Here is a 19,473-nt window from a genome sequence, read left to right on the forward strand (position 1 = left end):
ATGAAAAAAGCGCTTCTGGTGGTCAGTTTTGGCACCAGCTATCACGACACCTGTGAAAAAAACATTGTGGCGTGCGAACGTGATCTGGCGGCGTCCTGTCCCGATCGCGACCTGTTTCGCGCCTTCACTTCCGGAATGATCATTCGCAAGCTTCGCCAGCGTGACGGTATCGACATCGATACGCCATTACAGGCTTTGCAAAAGCTTGCCGCACAGGGATATCAGGACGTGGCGATTCAGTCGTTGCACATTATTAACGGCGACGAATATGAAAAAATTGTCCGTGAAGTACAACTCTTGCGTCCGTTATTCACTCGCCTGACGCTGGGCGTGCCGCTGTTGAGCAGCCATAACGATTATGTGCAGCTAATGCAGGCGTTGCGACAACAGATGCCATCGCTCAGACAAACGGAGAAAGTCGTTTTTATGGGCCACGGCGCCAGCCATCACGCATTCGCAGCTTATGCCTGTCTCGATCATATGATGACCGCGCAGCGCTTTCCGGCGCGCGTCGGCGCCGTAGAAAGCTACCCGGAGGTCGACATCCTGATCGACAGCCTGCGTGACGAAGGCGTCACCGGCGTACATTTGATGCCATTAATGCTGGTGGCGGGCGATCACGCCATTAATGATATGGCTTCAGACGACGGCGACTCATGGAAAATGCGCTTTAACGCGGCGGGCATTCCGGCGACGCCGTGGCTGAGCGGGCTGGGAGAAAACCCGGCTATCCGGGCGATGTTTGTCGCGCATTTGCACCAGGCGCTGAACATGGCGGTAGAGGAGGCGGCATGAACGGTAAATTATACGCATTAAGTACCGGGCCAGGCGCGCCCGACCTGATAACCGTCCGCGCAGCGCGGATTCTTGGCTCGCTGGACATTCTGTATGCGCCCGCCGGTCGTAAGGGGGGCGATAGTCTGGCGCTGTCGATTGTGCGCGACTATCTCGGCGAGCAGACGGAAGTACGTTGTTGCCATTTCCCTATGAGCGCTGACGGCGCCGAGAAAGAAGCGGTCTGGAACGAGGTTGCCGCCGCGCTTACCGCAGAGGTGGAAGCGGGTAAACAGGTCGGTTTTATTACCCTGGGCGATGCGATGCTATTCAGTACCTGGATTTTTTTACTCCAGCGAATCGGCTGCCCGGAGTGGCTGGAGATTGTCCCCGGCGTCACGTCCTTCGCCGCGATAGCCGCCCGCGCGAAAATGCCGCTCGCCATAGAACGGCAATCGCTGGCGGTTATTTCTTGTACCGCGCCGGAAGCGGAAATAGCCCAGGCGCTACAACAGCATGATAGCCTGGTGTTGATGAAAGTGTATGGCCGGTTCGCCCGTATTAAAGCTTTGCTGGCGCAGGCTGGCCTGCTGGAATGCGCCTTAATGATGTCCGAGGCCACACTGCCCGGCGAGCAGTGCTGGCGCCATCTCCACGAGGTCAACGATGATCGACCGTTGCCCTATTTTTCGACCATTCTGCTCAATAAACAGTGGGAGTATGCAGAATGAAACTTGAACAGCAGCTTCGACAGTTGTCTTTCAGTGGACTGGCTGCAGCGCTATTGCTGATGGTTGTCCCGCAACAGGCGTTTGCGATGCATATCATGGAGGGCTTTTTACCGCCAGTGTGGGCGCTGGCCTGGTGGCTACTGTTTTTACCCTGCTTGTGGTATGGACTGGTGCGCTTACGGCGTATTGTGCAGGAGGATAATCATCAGAAGGTACTGCTGGCGCTGTGCGGCGCGTTTATTTTTGTCCTGTCCGCGCTCAAAATTCCGTCGGTAACGGGGAGTTGTTCACATCCGACCGGCGTTGGTCTGGCGGTTATCTTGTTCGGGCCCGGGGTGGTGGCGATTCTCGGCGCGGTTGTGCTGTTGTTTCAGGCGCTATTGCTGGCGCACGGTGGCCTGACGACGCTTGGCGCAAATGGAATGTCGATGGCGGTGATTGGCCCGGTTGTCGGTTATCTGGTGTGGAAAATGGCCTGCCGTGCCGGACTGCGCCGTGATGTCGCCGTTTTTCTGTGCGCGATACTGGCGGATTTGGCGACCTATTTTGTGACTTCAGTCCAGCTTGGCGTTGCGTTTCCCGATCCCCATGCCGGAGCGACAGGGTCTGTTGTGAAGTTTATGGGGATTTTCTGCCTCACACAGATTCCTGTCGCCATTGCTGAAGGTTTATTAACCGTCATGATTTATGACCAGTTAACCAAACGGCAAGTGATTACCGTACAAGGACATTAAAATGAAAAAAACGTTGATGTTGTTAGCGATGGTGGTGGCGCTGGTGATTCTGCCGTTTTTTATTAACCATGGCGGTGAATATGGCGGTTCAGACGGCGAAGCGGAAAGCCAGATTCAGGCTATTGCGCCGCAGTATAAACCCTGGTTTCAGCCGTTATATGAACCTGCCAGCGGTGAAATTGAAAGCCTGCTGTTTACCCTTCAGGGCTCTCTTGGCGCGGCGGTGATTTTTTATATCCTGGGGTATTGCAAAGGTAAACAACGCCGTGATGACCGGGCTTGATCGACTCAGCTATCAAAGCCGCTGGGCACACGTTGCGCCGCAGCGCAAGTTTTTGCTGTGGCTGGCGATGATGATACTGGCGTTTGTTCTGCCGCCTGTAGGGCAGGGCATTGAGCTGCTGATCATTGCCGGATTGAGCTGTTGGCTATTGCGCATATCCCTCTGGCGCTGGTGTCGATGGATGGCGATACCTTTTGGATTTTTGTTGGTCGGCGTGATAACGATTATCTTCAGCATCAGCCGCGAGCCGCAAATGCTGCTGGCTGGCATATCTGTTGGGCCGTACTGGATCGGGATTACCCGTGCGGGCGTGGTTACGGCGAATGAAACGTTCTGGCGTAGCCTGACGGCGCTGTCCGCGACGTTGTGGCTGGTGATGAACCTACCGTTTCCGCAGTTAATTAGCTTGCTTAAGCGCGCGCATATTCCACGCCTGCTTACCGAGCAAATCCTGTTAACGTGGCGCTTTCTCTTTATTCTTCTGGATGAGGCGGTGGCAATCCGTCGTGCGCAAACGCTGCGTTTTGGTTATTGCAGCCTGCCGAACGGCTATCGATCTCTGGCGATGCTGGCTGGACTCCTGTTTACGCGGGTGTTAATGCGTTATCAGCAAATGACCACCACGCTGGATATCAAACTGTATCAGGGTGATTTTCACCTGTAAGGACTATTATGCTTGCCACTTCAGACCTGTGGTTTCGTTATCAGAATGAGCCGGTACTTAAAGGGTTAAATATGGATTTTTCGCTTTCGCCTGTTACCGGTTTGGTGGGCGCGAACGGCTGTGGGAAGTCTACGCTTTTTATGAACCTGAGCGGCTTGTTGCGTCCGCAAAAAGGGGCCGTGTTGTGGCAGGGAAAACCGCTGGATTACAGCAAGCGCGGACTACTGGCGCTGCGCCAGCAAGTTGCGACGGTTTTTCAGGACCCTGAACAGCAGATTTTTTATACTGATATCGATAGCGATATTGCATTTAGTTTACGTAATTTGGGGGTGCCGGAGGCGGAAATCACGCGCCGCGTCGACGAGGCGCTAACGCTGGTTGACGCCCAACATTTTCGCCATCAGCCCATTCAGTGTTTGAGTCATGGGCAAAAAAAACGTGTGGCTATCGCCGGAGCGCTGGTGCTACAGGCGCGCTATCTATTGCTGGATGAACCCACTGCTGGTCTCGATCCCGCAGGGCGCACTCAGATGATTGCTATCATCAGGCGGATTGTGGCGCAGGGCAATCATGTCATTATCTCCAGCCATGATATCGATCTTATTTATGAAATTAGCGATGCCGTATACGTATTACGCCAGGGCCAGATCCTGACGCATGGCGCGCCTGGCGAGGTTTTCGCGTGTACGGAAGCGATGGAACACGCGGGGCTAACCCAGCCCTGGCTGGTCAAACTTCATACTCAACTGGGACTGCCGCTGTGTAAAACAGAAACGGAGTTTTTTCATCGAATGCAAAAGTGCGCATTCAGGGAGGCGTCATGACGCAGGCAGTTATGTTGCAGGGGACGGCATCCGACGTCGGCAAAAGTGTGCTGGCGGCGGGTTTATGCCGCATTTTTTATCAGGATGGTCTGCGTACCGCGCCGTTTAAATCGCAAAATATGGCGCTTAATTCTGGTATTACGCCGGATGGTAAAGAGATGGGGCGGGCGCAAATTTTTCAGGCGGAAGCCGCGGGGATCACGCCAGATGTGCGTATGAACCCGGTGCTGCTCAAACCGACCAGCGATCGCCAGGCGCAGGTCGTGCTGATGGGGAAAGTGGCGACCAATATGGATGCGGTTAGTTACCATGACTATAAACCGCGTTTGCGTGAGCAAATCCTTGCGGTCTATAACAGCCTGGCGCAGGAATATGACGTTATTGTGCTGGAAGGCGCCGGAAGCCCGGCGGAAATCAATCTGCGCGATCGCGATATCGTCAATATGGGAATGGCGGAAATGGCCCAGTGTCCGGTTATTCTGGTGGCGGATATCGACCGGGGCGGCGTATTCGCCGCTATTTATGGCACGCTGGCGCTGCTGCATAAACAGGAGCGTGACAGAGTAAAGGGCGTCATTATCAACAAATTCCGCGGCGACGTGGCGCTACTCTATTCCGGTATCGAACAAATCGAATCGCTTACCGGCGTCCCGGTCCTGGGAGTGATGCCGTGGCTGGATGTGGATCTGGAAGATGAAGATGGCGTCGCGCTGCAAAACGATAAATATCGCGGTAACGCCCCCCGTGATATCACTATTGCCATTGTGCAACTGCCACATATTTCTAACTTTACGGATTTTAACGCTCTGGCGGCGCAGCCGGATGTGCGCATACGCTATATTCGCCGCCCGGAAGCGTTGACTGACGTTGATCTGGTGATCCTGCCGGGCAGTAAGAATACGCTGAGCGACCTCGCCTGGCTGCGCGAAAGCGGGATGGCGGATGCGGTATTGCAGACACATCGGCAGGGCGTGCCGGTGATGGGGATTTGCGGCGGCTACCAGATGCTGGGCGACACCATTGTGGATGAGGTGGAGTCGGGGCTGGGTACGCAGCCGGGCCTGGGGCTGCTTAATACAATCACTCGCTTTGCACAGGATAAAACCACGACGCAGGTTAACGCGACAATGTCAGGCGAGCTGCCCGGCTGGCTGGCTGCCGCGGCGGGGCTACCGGTACGCGGTTATGAAATTCACATGGGGGAAACGGTGCTGCAGGAAGGATGCTGTACGGCCATGACGTTACAGAAAAATGGATGCTCTGTGGCGGATGGCGCGGTCACCGCCGACGGACTGGCGTTTGGCACTTACCTTCACGGCCTGTTTGACAGCGATGCCTTTACCCGTGCGGTGGTCAATGGGTTACGGGCGCGAAAGGGGCTTGCGCCGTGGGAAACGACTTTTTGTTATGCGGATCATAAAGCGCGGCAATTTGATCTGCTGGCGGAAGCGATGCGGCAACATATTGATATTGATAAAATTTATACCATCATGCAACAACATCAGGAGCCGGTATGATGATTCTGGTGACGGGCGGGGCACGTAGTGGTAAAAGCCGTCATGCTGAAGCCTTAATTGGCGATGCGCCGCAGGTACTGTATATCGCCACCTCGCAGATTCTTGATGACGAGATGGCGGCGAGAATTCAGCATCATAAAGATGGCAGGCCGGCACACTGGCGGACCGCAGAATGCTGGCGGCATCTTGATACGTTGATTACCGCGGATCTTGCCCCTGACGACGCGATTTTGCTGGAATGTATTACCACCATGGTGACGAATCTGCTGTTTGCGCTGGGAGGCGAGAACGATCCCGAACAGTGGGATTACGCGGCGATGGAGCGCGCCATTGACGATGAAATTCAGATTTTAATTGCAGCCTGCCAGCGCTGCCCGGCGAAAGTGGTACTGGTGACAAATGAGGTGGGAATGGGGATCGTCCCGGAAAACCGTCTGGCGCGCCATTTTCGTGATATTGCCGGTCGGGTCAACCAACGACTGGCGGCAGCGGCGGATGAGGTCTGGCTGGTAGTCTCAGGTATTGGAGTCAAAATTAAATGAGTAAGCTGTTTTGGGCCATGCTCGCTTTTATTAGCCGCTTGCCCGTGCCGTCACGCTGGTCGCAGGGACTGGATTTCGAGCAGTATTCGCGTGGGATCGTGATGTTTCCCTTTATCGGGTTGATTCTGGGGGGCGTAAGCGGCCTGATTTTCATCCTCCTGCAACCCTGGTGTGGTATTCCGCTAGCGGCGTTGTTCTGTATTCTGGCGCTGGCGCTGCTGACCGGTGGTTTTCACCTGGATGGGCTGGCCGATACCTGCGATGGCATTTTTTCCGCGCGCCGCCGTGAGCGAATGCTGGAGATTATGCGTGATAGTCGTCTGGGAACCCATGGCGGGCTGGCGCTTATTTTTGTGCTACTGGCAAAAATTCTGGTGGTCAGCGAACTGGCGTTACGTGGAACGCCAATGTTGGCGGCGTTGGCGGCGGCCTGTGCGGCCGGACGCGGCAGCGCCGTTTTATTGATGTACCGTCATCGCTACGCCCGTGAAGAGGGGCTTGGCAATGTATTTATCGGTAAAGTCAGCGGACGGCAAACCTGCATTACTCTGGGATTGGCGGTAATCGTCGCCACGGTATTACTGCCTGGTATGCAAGGGTTGGCCGCAATGGTGGTCACATGCGCGGCGATTTTCATCCTTGGCCAGTTGCTTAAACGTACGCTTGGCGGTCAAACCGGCGATACGCTGGGCGCGGCGATCGAACTTGGTGAATTGATCTTTCTGCTGGCTCTGTTATGAGCCGATTATTACGGACGAGACATCTTATGCAGACACTACACGCTTTACTCCGTGACATTCCTGCGCCGGACGCCGAGGCGATGGCGCGTGCGCAGCAACATATTGACGGCCTGCTCAAACCGCCGGGCAGCCTGGGCAGACTGGAAACCTTAGCCGTTCAGCTCGCGGGTATGCCGGGTCTTAACGGTACGCCGCAGGTAGGTGAAAAGGCGGTGCTGGTGATGTGCGCCGACCATGGCGTCTGGGATGAAGGCGTAGCGGTTTCGCCCAAAATCGTGACGGCGATTCAGGCGGCGAATATGACGCGGGGAACAACCGGCGTATGCGTGCTTGCCGCTCAGGCCGGTGCGAAGGTGCATGTCATTGATGTCGGTATTGATGCCGAACCTATTCCTGGCGTAGTTAATATGCGCGTCGCGCGCGGCTGCGGAAATATTGCCGTTGGCCCGGCGATGAGTCGCTTGCAGGCTGAGGCGCTTTTGCTGGAGGTTTCCCGCTACACCTGCGACCTGGCGCAACGCGGCGTGACCTTATTTGGCGTAGGGGAGCTGGGAATGGCGAACACTACGCCAGCCGCCGCGATGGTCAGCGTTTTTACAGGAAGTGATGCAAAAGAGGTGGTGGGGATTGGCGCGAATCTTCCGCCTTCCCGCATCGATAATAAAGTGGACGTCGTGCGGCGGGCGATTGCGATTAATCAGCCCAATCCGCGCGACGGCATTGATGTGTTGTCGAAGGTGGGTGGTTTTGATCTGGTCGGGATGACCGGCGTGATGCTTGGCGCGGCAAGGTGTGGCTTACCCGTATTGCTGGATGGCTTTCTTTCCTACTCGGCAGCGCTGGCGGCCTGTCAGATTGCGCCTGCGGTGAGACCTTATCTGATCCCGTCGCACTTTTCGGCGGAAAAGGGCGCCCGCATCGCGCTCGCGCATTTGTCTATGGAACCCTATTTGCATATGGCGATGCGGTTAGGTGAAGGAAGCGGCGCGGCGCTGGCGATGCCGATCGTGGAAGCCGCGTGCGCCATGTTCCACAACATGGGGGAGTTGGCGGCCAGTAATATTGTCCTGCCGGAGGGGAACGCAAACGCAACATAACCCGGGCGCACAACACCAGCCATGTGAGAAAAAAGCTATACTTAACGCACACCTGCCGCGACAAAGGAAGGGATATAATGCGTCGTATCACACCTTTTTTTCCGTTTTTCGTCTTGTTGGTAAGCCATTTCTCGCTGGCTATAAGCTATCCGTTGCCGCCCGAAGGCAGTCGTCTGGTAGGACAGCCTGTCACAATCGCCGTACCGCAGAACAATACTCAGCCCTTAGAGTCATTTGCCGCCCGCTACGGTCAAGGGCTGAGTAATATGCTTGAAGCGAATCCCGGCGTGGATGTGTTTTTACCTCAGTCTGGTTCCACACTGGTGGTGCCGCAGCAGTTGATTCTGCCTGACACCGTTCGTGAAGGTATTGTGGTAAACGTCGCCGAGATGCGCCTTTATTATTATCCCGCAGGCACGAATACGGTTGAGGTGCTACCTATTGGTATTGGTCAGGCTGGCCGTGAAACGCCGCGCAACTGGGTAACTGCGGTTGAACGCAAACAAGATGGCCCGGTTTGGGTGCCAACGGCTAATACGCGTCGGGAATATGCTAAAGAGGGAAAAACGCTGCCCGCGATGGTGCCTGCGGGGCCGGATAACCCTATGGGGCTATACGCAATATATATCGGCAGGTTATATGCCATCCATGGCACTAACGCTAACTTTGGCATTGGCCTTCGCGTCAGTCAGGGCTGTATCCGTTTACGCAATGACGATATTAAATATTTATTCGACCATGTTCCTGTAGGAACCCGCGTTCAGATTATCGACAGGCCCGTTAAATTTTCGGTAGAGCCGGATGGCAGTCGTTGGCTGGAGGTACACGAACCGCTTTCTCGCAACCGTGCTGAATTTGAGTCAGACAAAAAAGTTCCATTGCCCGTTACGCCAGTGCTGCGCACGTTTATCAAAGGGGATGACGTTGATACTTCGCGGGTTAATGAGGTGCTGGAGCGCCGTTCCGGAATGCCGGTCAACATTAGCGCGGGCAGGCCTGGCCTTTAAATATCCTGTCGCATTGCTGGTTTTCATGGGCTGGAGTATCTGTATTAGTAGTGAGTGTCATGGCAGGGGCTCCATTTTCTCAGCGAACCGTGAGGCCCCCGATTAGGCCCCTAAAAACTATGGATGTCAAGAAACCCGGTAGACCTTATCAGGTCAACCGGGTAAAGATAAGTTCTTGTTTTTTTAAACGTCTCTGGACTCGCTGGGATGTCCCGAAACTAAAATCTGGCTCCTCTGACTGGACTCGAACCAGTGACATACGGATTAACAGTCCGCCGTTCTACCGACTGAACTACAGAGGAATCGTGTGGGGTCGTATATTAGCGGCGGAAAAATTTTTGTCAAACCCCATTTAACCTCTTACAGATTCGATTGCGGGTTATCTCATCACTTTGTTGCATTTGCAGACATTTTTTCTGCAAAAAGCTTTGCAGCCTTACGATTTCTCGCTCATTATTGAAATGTGGTTTCAACTCTCTTCTTTAAGGTCCATTTTGAACGTCTCCACTGCCTTACGCCAGGCTGTCGTCCGTACGCCCTGGTATGCCAAACGCAAGAGCTACAAAGTGTTGTTCTGGCGTGAAATCACCCCACTTGCTATCCCTATTTTTCTGGAAAATACCTGTGTTTTGCTAATGGGCGTGCTCAGTACTTTTCTCGTCAGTTGGCTGGGCAAGGAAGCAATGGCGGGCGTGGGGCTTGCCGACAGTTTTAATATGGTAATTATGGCTTTTTTTGCGGCTATCGATCTTGGTACTACGGTGGTGGTCGCCTTTAGCCTCGGCAAGCGCGACAGGCGACGCGCAAGGGCGGCGGCGCGCCAGTCGCTGGTGATTATGACGCTATTTGCCGTTGTGCTGGCAGTGGTCATTCATTATTTCGGCAGTGAAATTATTAATATTGTCGCAGGCGAGGCGACGCCAGAAGTAAAGGGGCTGGCGTTAACGTACCTTGAACTGACGGTGCTGAGTTATCCGGCTGCGGCAATTGCGCTAATCGGTAGCGGCGCGCTGCGTGGGGCAGGGAATACGAAAATCCCGTTGATGATTAACGGCGGGATGAACATTCTCAATATTATTATCAGCAGCATCCTGATTTACGGGGCTTTCTCCTGGCAAGGGCTGGGTTTTGCCGGCGCGGGGCTGGGATTAACCATTTCGCGCTACATCGGCGCGGTAGCGATTATTTGGGTGCTGATGATTGGTTTTAATCCGGCGCTGCGCATTCCGCTGAAAAGCTATCTGAAGCCGCTGAATTTCGGCATTATCTGGGAAGTGATGGGTATCGGTATTCCGGCGAGCATTGAATCAGTGCTGTTCAACGGTGGCAAGCTACTGACGCAAATGTTTGTCGCCGGAATGGGCACTAACGTTATTGCGGGTAACTTTATTGCCTTTTCCGTGGCGGCGCTTATCAACCTGCCGGGTAACGCCCTTGGTTCGGCGTCGACTATTATCACCGGTAAGCGTCTTGGTACCGGGCAAATTGGTCAGGCAGAGCGTCAACTGCGCCATGTATTCTGGATGTCGACTATCGTACTTACGGCAATTGCCTGGGGGACGGCGCCGTTTGCGGGTCTGTTTGCCTCATTTTATACCCAGGAGCAGGACGTAAAAGAGGTAGTGAAAGTTCTGCTCTGGCTTAATGCTGCCTTTATGCCAATTTGGGCGGCCGCGTGGGTGTTGCCGTCGGGTTTTAAAGGCGCGCGCGATGTGCGATTTGCGATGTGGGTATCGATGCTGGGGATGTGGGGCTGTCGCGTTGTGGCAGGGTATACGCTTGGTATTGTGCTGGGTATGGGGGTTGTAGGGGTTTGGCTGGGGATGTTTCTTGACTGGGCCGTGCGTGGCGCACTGTTTTACTGGCGTCTGATAAGCGGGCGCTGGCTGTGGAGATACCCGCGCGTAAAGAGGGAGTAAGCGCTTTTTGCTGTGAAAATCATCAGGAAACGGTGAATTTTAACCGAAGTGTGGAATAAAGCAGCAAACGAACTTTTTTTGTGAAAACAGGCTTTGACAAGCCAGGGGCACCTCGTTAATATTCGCCCCGTTCACACGATTCCTCTGTAGTTCAGTCGGTAGAACGGCGGACTGTTAATCCGTATGTCACTGGTTCGAGTCCAGTCAGAGGAGCCAGATTTTAGTTTCGGGATATCCTGGTGAGTCCGGAGACGTTTAAAAAACAATAAATTATCTTTACCCGGTTGACCTGAGAAGGTTTACCGGGTTTTTTGACATCCATGGTTTTTGGGGGCTTAATCGGAGGCTTCACGGTTCGCTGAGAAAATGGAGCCCCCACGTATGGCATTAACCGATACCGCTATCCGCAAGATCAAACCCGTATCAGTATGCTGACATATAGATGTGTTCGGTTCAAACGGAGCGATCACACAAGCTTGCCAGGTGATGCCCCTGGTGGGAATCGCGACTGTCTCTTTCATCTGATTTCAGATATTTCCAGTGATCTTGATCCGTTCTTTCCCAAAAGATTGATTTCTTTCATTCGAAACAAGGATGTACAATAAGTAAACCAAAATAGTAACTATAGAGTTTCTAATGGATACAGTAGAAGAACTAAATGGAACATACTTCTATGCAGGAAAATCCAATCTGACTGCTGCCGAACTTCTGTTATGATTTTTTGTGAGAATACCGCAAGCCAGTTTGGGATTGGTGTTGCAGATTTCGGGGCTGTTGTTGCTTTGGCATCAGGTCGTAATAATCTTTGGACAAGGGCGAAACCCGCTGGAGCGACTAAAGGCACATCATACGCGTCCAGGACTGCACGTGCAGTGTTTAAAAAGTCAAAATTTCCCTTTGGAATATCCCTTCCGACATGGTTAGGCGGTTACACCCCATGGACAGCCAGACGTGTTATGGTTCGTAACATTGCGCCGTTTGTTGGACGTTCCATTCCTTTGATCGGGGAAATTATCCTTGCCGCAGATGTGTCACAAATAACATATTGCACTATACGCGACTACAATACCATTGCTCGGGGCAATGATAAGTTATGGTAGACAATATTGAACAGCAAGTTTACGAGCTTGTACGGCCTTATGCTGGCACATATCTTTTCAACATTAAGCAAGTGGAATTAACACCAGAGATTGACCTTGATACTGATCTGAGCATTGATGAACTTGAAGCCGAAGATCTCATGAATAAATTCTTCGAGGAACTCAATGTCGAGCGAGGTAACTTCAGAATAGAAACCTATTTTCCTAATCACCCTTTTTCATGGCATCCGTTCAAGAAAACGGAACCTGTACCCGTCCCAGATTTCACTATCAGCATGCTGATCGAGTCAGCAAAAGCCGGGAAATGGTTATATGACTAATTGTAATGAACTTAACAAATGGCTGTACCAGTACCCTTCTTTTTGAGCGATGATGGTGGCGCTAAGATAGTTCTCTTTTCTTTTTAAAGGGTTCATGTTTACTGTCGCCACCCTTACGCTAACCCCTTTAGTTTCCTCCTTTGCTGTCATACTATCGAATGACGTGCCTCACCTGTGAACGCTAAGGAGAATAATATGGAAAATAAAGGCACAAACCTAACGCCCGAGCAGGCGCTGGATCGCCTGGAGGAGCTATACGAGCAGTCGGTTAACGCGCTCCGTGAAGCCATCGCTGACTATGTTGATAACGGTACGCTGCCCGATCCCCACGCCAGGCTTAACGGACTGTTTGTTTATCCTTCGCTGTCTGTAAGCTGGGATGGCGCGACACCGAACCCGCCTAAAACACGCGCTTTTGGACGCTTTACTCATCCCGGCTGTTATACCACTACCGTTACGCGGCCTGCGCTATTTCGCGCTTATCTTCTGGAACAGCTTAACCTCGTTTACCATGATTATGGCGCGCATATTGCGGTAGAGGCCTCGCACCATGAGATCCCGTATCCTTATGTGATCGATGGCTCGGCTCTGACGCTGGATCGTTCTATGAGCGCCGGGCTAACGCGCCATTTTCCTACCACAGAACTGGCGCAGATTGGCGATGAGACGGCAGACGGTCTGTTCCACCCCGGCGAATTCTATCCGCTATCGCACTTCGACGCGCGTCGTGTTGACTTCTCGTTGGCCCGGTTACGGCACTATACCGGTACGCCGGTTGAACATTTTCAGCCCTTCGTTTTGTTTACCAACTACACCCGCTATGTCGATGAGTTTGTGCGCTGGGGATGCAGCCAAATTCTTGATCCTGACAGTCCCTATATCGCGCTTTCCTGTGCCGGCGGAATTTGGATCACGGCAGAAACGGAAGCGCCGGAAGAGGCTATTTCCGATCTGGCCTGGAAGAAGCATCAGATGCCCGCCTGGCACCTGGTAACGGCAGATGGGCAGGGGATTACGCTGGTAAATATCGGTGTCGGCCCTTCAAATGCTAAAACGATTTGCGACCATTTGGCCGTGTTGCGGCCTGACGTCTGGCTTATGATTGGGCACTGTGGAGGGTTACGAGAAAGTCAGGCGATTGGTGATTATGTGCTGGCCCATGCCTACTTACGCGATGATCATGTGCTGGATGCCGTTCTGCCGCCTGATATTCCTATTCCAAGCATTGCGGAAGTACAGCGTGCGCTGTACGACGCCACCAAAGCGGTTAGCGGAATGCCCGGTGAAGAGGTGAAACAGCGACTGCGCACGGGAACGGTCGTCACCACGGATGATCGTAACTGGGAGCTTCGTTATTCCGCATCGGCGCTGCGATTCAACCTTAGCCGCGCGGTCGCGATTGATATGGAGAGCGCGACGATTGCAGCCCAGGGCTATCGCTTCCGCGTGCCTTACGGCACGCTGCTTTGTGTTTCTGACAAACCTTTACACGGTGAAATTAAACTGCCCGGGCAGGCAAACCGGTTTTATGAGGGGGCTATTTCAGAACATTTGCAAATTGGTATTCGTGCTATTGATTTACTACGCGCAGAAGGTGATCGTTTGCACTCACGTAAATTACGCACGTTTAATGAGCCACCGTTTCGCTAACGAAATGAGCTGTCGCCTGCTGCTGGACAGGAGCGGAAGAGGCGTATTTATGTGATATGGAAAGTGGCTGAATGAAGCCTTAGCGGGAGGCGGTTCTGTATCCCGTTAAGGCCTTATTGTGCCGCGGCTTCATCACCATCGCCGGAGACCTGTCGCCGATAATCGCGTCTACGTCAGGAAACGCGCCGGAAGGCGAAAACATTGCGCCGCACTTCACGCTCCTTGAGCGCCTGGACCCACAAGCCCGGATTAACAAGCAGATACCGACCGTGAGAATCGATCAGCTTAAAGGGATTATCAGAAGGCTTGATACTGAGGATTTTCGCGTCGGACAGGGATATAGGGTGGTCACGCCATTATCGAACTCATAGCGCCACGAGTGGCGCGGAAAGCCTTCATCATCATAGTGGCGCACGTCGGTAAAGCGCACCAGCCGGTGCTCGCCGTTCCATTCAAATCGGTGCTTCCGGCACTGCGCCTTGCCCCAGCGGTCAGCGATGGGATTGCCGAACTCGTCGTACTCATAGTGGTGGTCTGCCCTGTAGCAGCAGGCGGTCGCCTTTGACTTTCGCCTGATGCTCGCCACCTTCGGGCGGCATGTTCATGCCCAGCAGGTTGTCGTCGTCGTCAAAGCTGAACTCCTCGTGCAGGGCGTTCCAGCGCGGGTCTTCCGGCAGGCGGTGTTGGGTCAACATTAATATCTTGCGGTAATCTCTGTGGGTTTGGATTCGAATTTACGTTAGTGCGTGTGACCGGTAAATCCCGCGACGATCTGCAGGCAGCGATGGTGCTGATGCGCGGCGGCAATCTGGGCCAGCCGTTCCAGTTCAAAAACTTCCGCGATTGATTTTTCCCGCCCGCCGCCTTCCCGCATGTGAGAAAGGTGGCCGGGCGGGTAAATCGATTAAGGCGTGGCTTTTTTAGGCTCTGCGGCCTTGTTATACAACGCCTGAATCAGCGCCTGCTGTTCCGCTCCCGGTATGATACCCAATCTGTGAAAAATATTCCCAATCTGATAAAGCTGCTGATTACCGGTGTCGTCCTGGCGGGTAATCGACGCCTGCGTGGTTAATTTTTTCAGCGTAAAGGTAATATGTTCCTGACACTCGGGCGTGTTTTCAGAACAAATCTGGCGTAACAGCATCAGGTTTTTATTATCGACCCTATCTGCGTTAATCATCAATTCCCTTGCCTGACTCCACTGTTTTGCATTCATGTAGTGGTCGATCATCGCCTCCTCTTCGAGAGAGGGAACGTGCTGGTGTAACACCCGTTTGGCATTCACCGTGTCGTTGCCATAGCCGTAAAGCTCTGCAAGTCTTTGAAAGGAACGCGACATATCTTCATCAGGCCAGGCTTTTGCTTGGCTGAGGTAAATCGCCTCGGCGCTGACGGCTAATTTTTGCGCTGCCTCAGGATGGCCAATTTCTTTGAGTACTTCACTTATTTCATTTGTTGCATCTTCCCATTCGGCGAACGTCAGGGTTTGCGCCTCGGCGGAGAGGGTTGCGATATGCTTTTCCGCCACAGCATTCTGCTTATGCTGAAAGAGATTCTTCAGCGCTTTGATTTTGTACTCGTAGCAATACCTGTCGTCGTAGCAGGTATATTCCGGCGCGCTCATCAGCAAATCGATACGCTTATTCATCAGCGCAACATCATCAAGCTTGCTTAATAAATCAATCAGCTCCATTTCAATGCGCGGCGAAGGGGCAAAATTGAATATTTTATCGACCTGCGTCACACAGGTTGAAAGCGTCTCCTGATAATTCTGTGTCAGCTCGTTTTTCTTATAAAAAGAGAGCAATCCCGGTAATGAATACTGGAAATAGCTTCCTTTATTGCCGGTTGCTTTGCGCAATCTCGCAGACAACGCCATCGCCTTCTCTTTATTACCCGTGGCGTAATAGATCTCCATCAGGTCGAGATACTCTTGATAACGGTAGGCTTCAGCACTCGGTTGTTGAGCAATAGCCGTATCAAACATTTTCAGCGCGCTATCTGCGTAAACCAACGCCTTTGCGGTGTCGCCCTTGGCATGGTACTGCTTCGCAATAATAAGCAGCATTTTTAGCTGAGTATAAGGAACAACAATTTTATCAGCGTAATTTTCGGTGATGCTGCCAACTTACTGATTTAGTGTATGATGGTGTTTTTGAGGTGCTCCAGTGGCTTCTGTTTCTATCAGCTGTCCCTCCTGTTCAGCTACTGACGGGGTGGTGCGTAACGGCAAAAGCACTGCCGGACATCAGCGCTATCTCTGCTCTCACTGCCGTAAAACATGGCAACTGCAGTTCACTTACACCGCTTCTCAACCCGGTACGCACCAGAAAATCATTGATATGGCCATGAATGGCGTTGGATGCCGGGCAACCGCCCGCATTATGGGCGTTGGCCTCAACACGATTTTCCGCCATTTAAAAAACTCAGGCCGCAGTCGGTAACCTCGCGCATACAGCCGGGCAGTGACGTCATCGTCTGCGCGGAAATGGACGAACAGTGGGGATACGTCGGGGCTAAATCGCGCCAGCGCTGGCTGTTTTACGCGTATGACAGGCTCCGGAAGACGGTTGTTGCGCACGTATTCGGTGAACGCACGATGGCGACGCTGGGGCGTCTTATGAGCCTGCTGTCACCCTTTGACGTGGTGATATGGATGACGGATGGCTGGCCGCTGTATGAATCCCGCCTGAAGGGAAAGCTGCACGTAATCAGCAAGCGATATACGCAGCGAATTGAGCGGCATAACCTGAATCTGAGGCAGCACCTGGCACGGCTGGGACGGAAGTCGCTGTCGTTCTCAAAATCGGTGGAGCTGCATGACAAAGTCATCGGGCATTATCTGAACATAAAACACTATCAATAAGTTGGAGTCATTACCTAATTTTCATTATAAATAGCGGCGGTTTTATCAGGCTCTGAGTGACAGGATTCTAAAACCGTGGCTAAATAAAAATTCCTCGCGTCGGCATTTTTGCTAAGAAGGGCTAAGGCTTTTTCAGGCTGTTTGCGATTAACCCAGCCATCAACGTAGCTCTCGTAGGCGGTAATGCTCGACGGTTTATCGAGACCAATTTTGGACAGGAAAACCATCGCGGCATCCGGGCTATTATTTTCAGCGATCCACGAGGCCTCATGGTTTAGCGAAAACTTCGCATCATTCGATTGTGTGTCCAGCTTTTTCAGTAATGCATCCGCACGGCTCATCGGGCCGTACATAAACAGTTCCCTGTGTAATTCAAACCAGGCTGCCTGCGATTTAAAAGTGGTGTTTTCATTTAAAGGGACGGCATTTTGCAGTTTCTGTTCGACAACTGACCAGACATCAGGCGATTGCTGACTTTGTGCAACGCTCTGATAAGAGTAAAAAACCGTGGCGGCTGTGAGTAATGTGGCGAATTTAAATTTCATAGCAACGTGTATCCTTTCAGTTCCGTTTGAATAGCCTCTTTACAGCAAAGTCATATTTACTTAGTTTGAGGCGTTAATTCCTTTAAGGCTGCCAGTGCAGGTTTGACGCCGCCTTTTACCGCCGCTGTAAGATGAAGTTTGGCTTTGTTGAGGTCTTTCTCAACGCCATCACCATTCCTGTACATGAGTCCAAGGTTATAGTGCGCCTGAGCATTTCCCTGGTCAGCGGGTTTTTTAATCCACTTATAGGCTTCCGGCAGGTTTTTCGGCATTCCTTCGCCGATAAGATTTAAATATCCCACTTCTAACTGCGCATCACTTTCGCCAAGCTCTGCCGCTTTGAATAAATAGGAGAGATATTTTTTACTGTCTTGCGCTACGCCATCACCGTCGTTGTACGCATAGGCCAAAAAGAGAAGCGCGCCGGGATGATTTTGCTCTGCGGACTGAGTTAACCATTTCATCGCCGCATCGTAGTTTGTGCATTCAAACTCATACTTACCTAAATGATATTGCGCAGTGCTGTCACCCTGCTTTGCCTTATTGGTGACGTCAGTCGGCGCATATAGCTCTGAAAGCTCTTCATCGTTGTGGTAACAACGGATGTATTTTATGCCGTCTTCATCATAGGCTTCTTCTGTACCTTCCTTGTCGCCATCGACATAGGGCAGCGCACTTAAGACCTTACCCGTACGATCGTTAAACTCTCTTTTCAGGCCGTTTCTTTCATCATTAGCAAACATAACCTCTTCAACAAGTTTACCGGTACGTTCGCTCCAGCGGCGATCGGCTCCCTGCTTTTTATCGTCTTTATATTCGGTGGTATAGGTGAGTTTGCCCTGTTCATTCCAGTGCTTAGCGTCCCCATTTAGCATACCGTTTTTATAGGGATAGACTGATTCGCGGTGACCATTTTCGTACCACTTTTCGAAATCCCCGTCTAACACATCATGTTTATACATTTTGGATGAGGCAGGCTTTCCGTTGCTGAACCATTCTTTGACCGCACCATGTTTACGGCCTTCACTATCAAAAGAGGATTCTTCTTTGGGATGCCCATTTTCATACCAGCTCTGAGCAGAAAGCTGTTTGCCATTTTTATAGGTCGCTTTAGAAAGGAGTTTGCCCTCTTCACTGTATTGTTCGAACGTTCCGTCGTTTTCACCTTGGTTATTTCTGTGGTAAACACCACGAATTTTACCGGTAGAATAATATTCCGTACTGGTGCCGACAATGGTGCCTTTACTGTATGAATATTTCCCCTTTATTTTCCCATCAGGGAAATATTCAAATGCCGGGCCTTCCAGTTTCTGATTTAAATAGCTGTGTTTTTGTTTTAAAACGCCGTTATCATAAAAATGTGGGCATTCGCCATCTTTAATTTTACCTTGGGCAAAGTAACGTTTACTTTCAACGGCTCCGTTTTCATGGTATACGATGTATTCCCCTTCGGGTTGACCATCTTTAAACGTCAGCGTTTCCGCTATTTTGTCTTTTTCATCAAAGTAAGTTTCAGCTTTTCCGTCACGCTTATTTTGCGCATTATAATGATAAATACTTTTGAGATTGCCGCTTTCATAGAAAGATTTAAATACAGAAACACGTTGTCGGTTAGCGAAGTTTTCTTCGTTGGTATAGCCTTCAAAGGCTATCTGTTTACTCTGCATCACCTCCCCTGTTTCTTCTGAGGATTCCAGATACCAGCCGGTGACTTTCCATAATTTTTTCTCTTTGTCATAGGGGAGGGGCATATGGACTACTGTTGTTGCCTGACGTTTAACCGTCGGTTGCAGTTCATCATCCAGCCACAAGTCAGACGATCTTTTCATGTATTCGGCACCGCACAGCGCTTCGGTACATAGCTCGATTCCAGTCAGCATGGGCGTGCCGCCAGCATCGCACTGATCGACCGTCAGGTAAAAATAACGGTCATCGAGAATAGCCGGTCTTAAACTGCGTATTTTATTAATATATTCTTCTGTCGTCAGTCCCATTGATTCTGCGCGCGCAGAAAGGGTATTAGTATTACAGGGTGTTTTATCTTTAAAATAATAACGGTCGGCGAGTAAAAGTTTCAGGTCACTGCTAATGGCGGTTTTATTAAAATCGATATTTTCAATTTGGGCGATGAAATTAACGGGTTTGGATTCTGTACTGGGG

Annotated in this window: 18 protein-coding genes, 2 tRNA genes and 4 pseudogenes; 18 read left to right on the plus strand and 6 right to left on the minus strand. The window is 51.8% G+C overall.

Annotated elements, in window-relative coordinates; all coding sequences use genetic code 11:
- The 11 genes from cbiK to ldtA all read left to right on the plus strand — a co-directional run bounded on the left by cbiK (window position 1) and on the right by ldtA (window position 8,913).
- Entirely contained in the window at window positions 1-795 is a 795-nt protein-coding gene (gene cbiK, locus QEN31_RS09270; RefSeq protein WP_000709784.1) for a sirohydrochlorin cobaltochelatase, read from the plus strand.
- Window positions 792-1,505 (plus strand): cobalt-factor II C(20)-methyltransferase, encoded by a 714-nt coding sequence (locus tag QEN31_RS09275; RefSeq protein ID WP_064239824.1) that lies wholly within the window; start codon window positions 792-794, stop codon window positions 1,503-1,505. Before cbiK ends, QEN31_RS09275 begins: the two co-directional genes overlap by 4 nt.
- A complete protein-coding gene (gene cbiM / locus QEN31_RS09280) occupies window positions 1,502-2,239 on the plus strand; it encodes a cobalt ECF transporter S component CbiM (protein ID WP_099949649.1) in 738 nt (245 codons plus the stop codon). Before QEN31_RS09275 ends, cbiM begins: the two co-directional genes overlap by 4 nt.
- A gap of 1 nt (window position 2,240) precedes the next feature.
- Window positions 2,241-2,522, plus strand: a complete 282-nt coding sequence (locus QEN31_RS09285; protein WP_000753212.1) for an energy-coupling factor ABC transporter substrate-binding protein — start codon at window positions 2,241-2,243, stop codon at window positions 2,520-2,522.
- Complete coding sequence (locus QEN31_RS09290) at window positions 2,509-3,186, plus strand: energy-coupling factor ABC transporter transmembrane protein (RefSeq protein WP_000147137.1); 678 nt, start codon at window positions 2,509-2,511, stop codon at window positions 3,184-3,186. The genes QEN31_RS09285 and QEN31_RS09290 overlap by 14 nt, the downstream gene beginning before the upstream one ends.
- Before the next feature lie 8 nt (window positions 3,187-3,194).
- A complete protein-coding gene (locus QEN31_RS09295; RefSeq protein WP_000881552.1) occupies window positions 3,195-4,010 on the plus strand; it encodes an energy-coupling factor ABC transporter ATP-binding protein in 816 nt (271 codons plus the stop codon).
- A complete protein-coding gene (locus tag QEN31_RS09300) occupies window positions 4,007-5,527 on the plus strand; it encodes a cobyric acid synthase (protein WP_000189662.1) in 1,521 nt (506 codons plus the stop codon). Before QEN31_RS09295 ends, QEN31_RS09300 begins: the two co-directional genes overlap by 4 nt.
- Window positions 5,524-6,069: a bifunctional adenosylcobinamide kinase/adenosylcobinamide-phosphate guanylyltransferase gene (cobU, locus tag QEN31_RS09305; RefSeq protein ID WP_000973145.1), complete on the plus strand. Its 546-nt coding sequence runs from the start codon at window positions 5,524-5,526 to the stop codon at window positions 6,067-6,069. The genes QEN31_RS09300 and cobU overlap by 4 nt, the downstream gene beginning before the upstream one ends.
- Window positions 6,066-6,809 carry an adenosylcobinamide-GDP ribazoletransferase gene (gene cobS, locus QEN31_RS09310; protein ID WP_000039997.1) on the plus strand — a complete coding sequence of 248 codons (744 nt, stop codon included), beginning with the start codon at window positions 6,066-6,068 and terminating at the stop codon, window positions 6,807-6,809. The genes cobU and cobS overlap by 4 nt, the downstream gene beginning before the upstream one ends.
- A 26-nt stretch (window positions 6,810-6,835) precedes the next feature.
- Complete coding sequence (cobT, locus tag QEN31_RS09315) at window positions 6,836-7,906, plus strand: nicotinate-nucleotide--dimethylbenzimidazole phosphoribosyltransferase (protein ID WP_001193983.1); 1,071 nt, start codon at window positions 6,836-6,838, stop codon at window positions 7,904-7,906.
- Window positions 7,907-7,983: 77 nt separating this feature from the next.
- Complete coding sequence (ldtA, locus tag QEN31_RS09320) at window positions 7,984-8,913, plus strand: L,D-transpeptidase (RefSeq protein WP_001252816.1); 930 nt, start codon at window positions 7,984-7,986, stop codon at window positions 8,911-8,913.
- A gap of 226 nt (window positions 8,914-9,139) precedes the next feature.
- On the opposite strand, the gene QEN31_RS09325 is transcribed toward ldtA, so the two are convergent.
- A tRNA-Asn gene (locus QEN31_RS09325) sits at window positions 9,140-9,215 on the minus strand.
- A 159-nt stretch (window positions 9,216-9,374) separates the two neighbouring features.
- Between QEN31_RS09325 and QEN31_RS09330 the strand changes: the two genes are divergently transcribed.
- The 4 genes and pseudogenes from QEN31_RS09330 to QEN31_RS09345 all read left to right on the plus strand — a co-directional run bounded on the left by QEN31_RS09330 (window position 9,375) and on the right by QEN31_RS09345 (window position 12,252).
- Window positions 9,375-10,832, plus strand: a complete 1,458-nt coding sequence (locus QEN31_RS09330; protein ID WP_001669456.1) for an EmmdR/YeeO family multidrug/toxin efflux MATE transporter — start codon at window positions 9,375-9,377, stop codon at window positions 10,830-10,832.
- 140 nt (window positions 10,833-10,972) lie between these two features.
- Window positions 10,973-11,048, plus strand: a tRNA-Asn gene (locus QEN31_RS09335).
- A 420-nt stretch (window positions 11,049-11,468) separates the two neighbouring features.
- Window positions 11,469-11,932, plus strand: a pseudogene (locus QEN31_RS09340) (STM2901 family protein).
- Window positions 11,926-12,252, plus strand: a complete 327-nt coding sequence (locus QEN31_RS09345) for a DUF1493 family protein (protein WP_000228158.1) — start codon at window positions 11,926-11,928, stop codon at window positions 12,250-12,252. The pseudogene QEN31_RS09340 and the gene QEN31_RS09345 overlap by 7 nt, the downstream one beginning before the upstream one ends.
- Here QEN31_RS09345 and QEN31_RS09350 read toward each other — a convergent pair.
- Window positions 12,241-12,402 (minus strand): hypothetical protein, encoded by a 162-nt coding sequence (locus QEN31_RS09350; RefSeq protein ID WP_014343862.1) that lies wholly within the window; start codon window positions 12,400-12,402, stop codon window positions 12,241-12,243. The genes QEN31_RS09345 and QEN31_RS09350 overlap by 12 nt on opposite strands.
- A 45-nt stretch (window positions 12,403-12,447) precedes the next feature.
- On the opposite strand from QEN31_RS09350, the gene QEN31_RS09355 reads away from it, so the two are divergent.
- A complete protein-coding gene (locus QEN31_RS09355) occupies window positions 12,448-13,902 on the plus strand; it encodes an AMP nucleosidase (protein WP_000428191.1) in 1,455 nt (484 codons plus the stop codon).
- A 521-nt stretch (window positions 13,903-14,423) separates the two neighbouring features.
- Here QEN31_RS09355 and QEN31_RS09360 read toward each other — a convergent pair.
- On the minus strand, window positions 14,424-14,597 hold the full coding sequence (locus QEN31_RS09360) for a hypothetical protein (protein WP_000957535.1): 174 nt from the start codon (window positions 14,595-14,597) through the stop codon (window positions 14,424-14,426).
- A gap of 47 nt (window positions 14,598-14,644) precedes the next feature.
- Between QEN31_RS09360 and QEN31_RS09365 the strand changes: the two are divergent.
- Window positions 14,645-14,749 (plus strand): annotated as a pseudogene (locus tag QEN31_RS09365) (DUF520 family protein); the annotation flags it as partial.
- 57 nt (window positions 14,750-14,806) lie between these two features.
- Here the strand turns inward: QEN31_RS09365 and QEN31_RS09370 are convergent.
- Window positions 14,807-16,015 (minus strand): annotated as a pseudogene (locus QEN31_RS09370) (hypothetical protein); the annotation flags it as partial.
- A gap of 55 nt (window positions 16,016-16,070) precedes the next feature.
- On the opposite strand from QEN31_RS09370, the gene QEN31_RS09375 reads away from it, so the two are divergent.
- Window positions 16,071-16,768, plus strand: a protein-coding gene (locus tag QEN31_RS09375; RefSeq protein WP_095033700.1) for an IS1-like element IS1B family transposase whose coding sequence is annotated in 2 segments (ribosomal slippage) — window positions 16,071-16,320 and window positions 16,320-16,768 — 699 coding nt in all. Because the reading frame shifts where the segments join, the coding sequence is not laid out codon by codon here.
- A gap of 17 nt (window positions 16,769-16,785) precedes the next feature.
- Here the strand turns inward: QEN31_RS09375 and QEN31_RS09380 are convergent.
- Together QEN31_RS09380 and QEN31_RS09385 are read right to left on the minus strand one after the other, a co-directional pair.
- Window positions 16,786-17,313, minus strand: a pseudogene (locus QEN31_RS09380) (hypothetical protein); the annotation flags it as partial.
- A 56-nt stretch (window positions 17,314-17,369) separates the two neighbouring features.
- Window positions 17,370-19,064 (minus strand): SEL1-like repeat protein, encoded by a 1,695-nt coding sequence (locus QEN31_RS09385; RefSeq protein WP_099949743.1) that lies wholly within the window; start codon window positions 19,062-19,064, stop codon window positions 17,370-17,372.
- Window positions 19,065-19,473: the final 409 nt, after the last annotated feature.

This window comes from Salmonella sp. SA15303 (genome assembly GCF_029962125.1).
Classification (GTDB): domain Bacteria; phylum Pseudomonadota; class Gammaproteobacteria; order Enterobacterales; family Enterobacteriaceae; genus Salmonella; species Salmonella enterica.

Excerpts from the sequence above, each read along its gene's own strand:
- QEN31_RS09385 (WP_099949743.1), bottom strand. The coding sequence starts at position 19,064 with ATGCCCCTCCCCTATGACAAAGAGAAAAAATTATGGAAAGTCACCGGC.
- cbiK (WP_000709784.1), top strand. The coding sequence starts at position 1 with ATGAAAAAAGCGCTTCTGGTGGTCAGTTTTGGCACCAGCTATCACGAC.
- QEN31_RS09275 (WP_064239824.1), top strand. The coding sequence starts at position 792 with ATGAACGGTAAATTATACGCATTAAGTACCGGGCCAGGCGCGCCCGAC.
- cobT (WP_001193983.1), top strand. The coding sequence starts at position 6,836 with ATGCAGACACTACACGCTTTACTCCGTGACATTCCTGCGCCGGACGCC.
- QEN31_RS09355 (WP_000428191.1), top strand. The coding sequence starts at position 12,448 with ATGGAAAATAAAGGCACAAACCTAACGCCCGAGCAGGCGCTGGATCGC.
- QEN31_RS09300 (WP_000189662.1), top strand. The coding sequence starts at position 4,007 with ATGACGCAGGCAGTTATGTTGCAGGGGACGGCATCCGACGTCGGCAAA.
- QEN31_RS09285 (WP_000753212.1), top strand. The coding sequence starts at position 2,241 with ATGAAAAAAACGTTGATGTTGTTAGCGATGGTGGTGGCGCTGGTGATT.
- QEN31_RS09330 (WP_001669456.1), top strand. The coding sequence starts at position 9,375 with ATGTGGTTTCAACTCTCTTCTTTAAGGTCCATTTTGAACGTCTCCACT.
- QEN31_RS09295 (WP_000881552.1), top strand. The coding sequence starts at position 3,195 with ATGCTTGCCACTTCAGACCTGTGGTTTCGTTATCAGAATGAGCCGGTA.
- QEN31_RS09350 (WP_014343862.1), bottom strand. The coding sequence starts at position 12,402 with ATGACAGCAAAGGAGGAAACTAAAGGGGTTAGCGTAAGGGTGGCGACA.
- QEN31_RS09290 (WP_000147137.1), top strand. The coding sequence starts at position 2,509 with ATGACCGGGCTTGATCGACTCAGCTATCAAAGCCGCTGGGCACACGTT.
- ldtA (WP_001252816.1), top strand. The coding sequence starts at position 7,984 with ATGCGTCGTATCACACCTTTTTTTCCGTTTTTCGTCTTGTTGGTAAGC.
- cobS (WP_000039997.1), top strand. The coding sequence starts at position 6,066 with ATGAGTAAGCTGTTTTGGGCCATGCTCGCTTTTATTAGCCGCTTGCCC.
- cbiM (WP_099949649.1), top strand. The coding sequence starts at position 1,502 with ATGAAACTTGAACAGCAGCTTCGACAGTTGTCTTTCAGTGGACTGGCT.
- QEN31_RS09345 (WP_000228158.1), top strand. The coding sequence starts at position 11,926 with ATGGTAGACAATATTGAACAGCAAGTTTACGAGCTTGTACGGCCTTAT.
- cobU (WP_000973145.1), top strand. The coding sequence starts at position 5,524 with ATGATGATTCTGGTGACGGGCGGGGCACGTAGTGGTAAAAGCCGTCAT.
- QEN31_RS09360 (WP_000957535.1), bottom strand. The coding sequence starts at position 14,597 with ATGTTGACCCAACACCGCCTGCCGGAAGACCCGCGCTGGAACGCCCTG.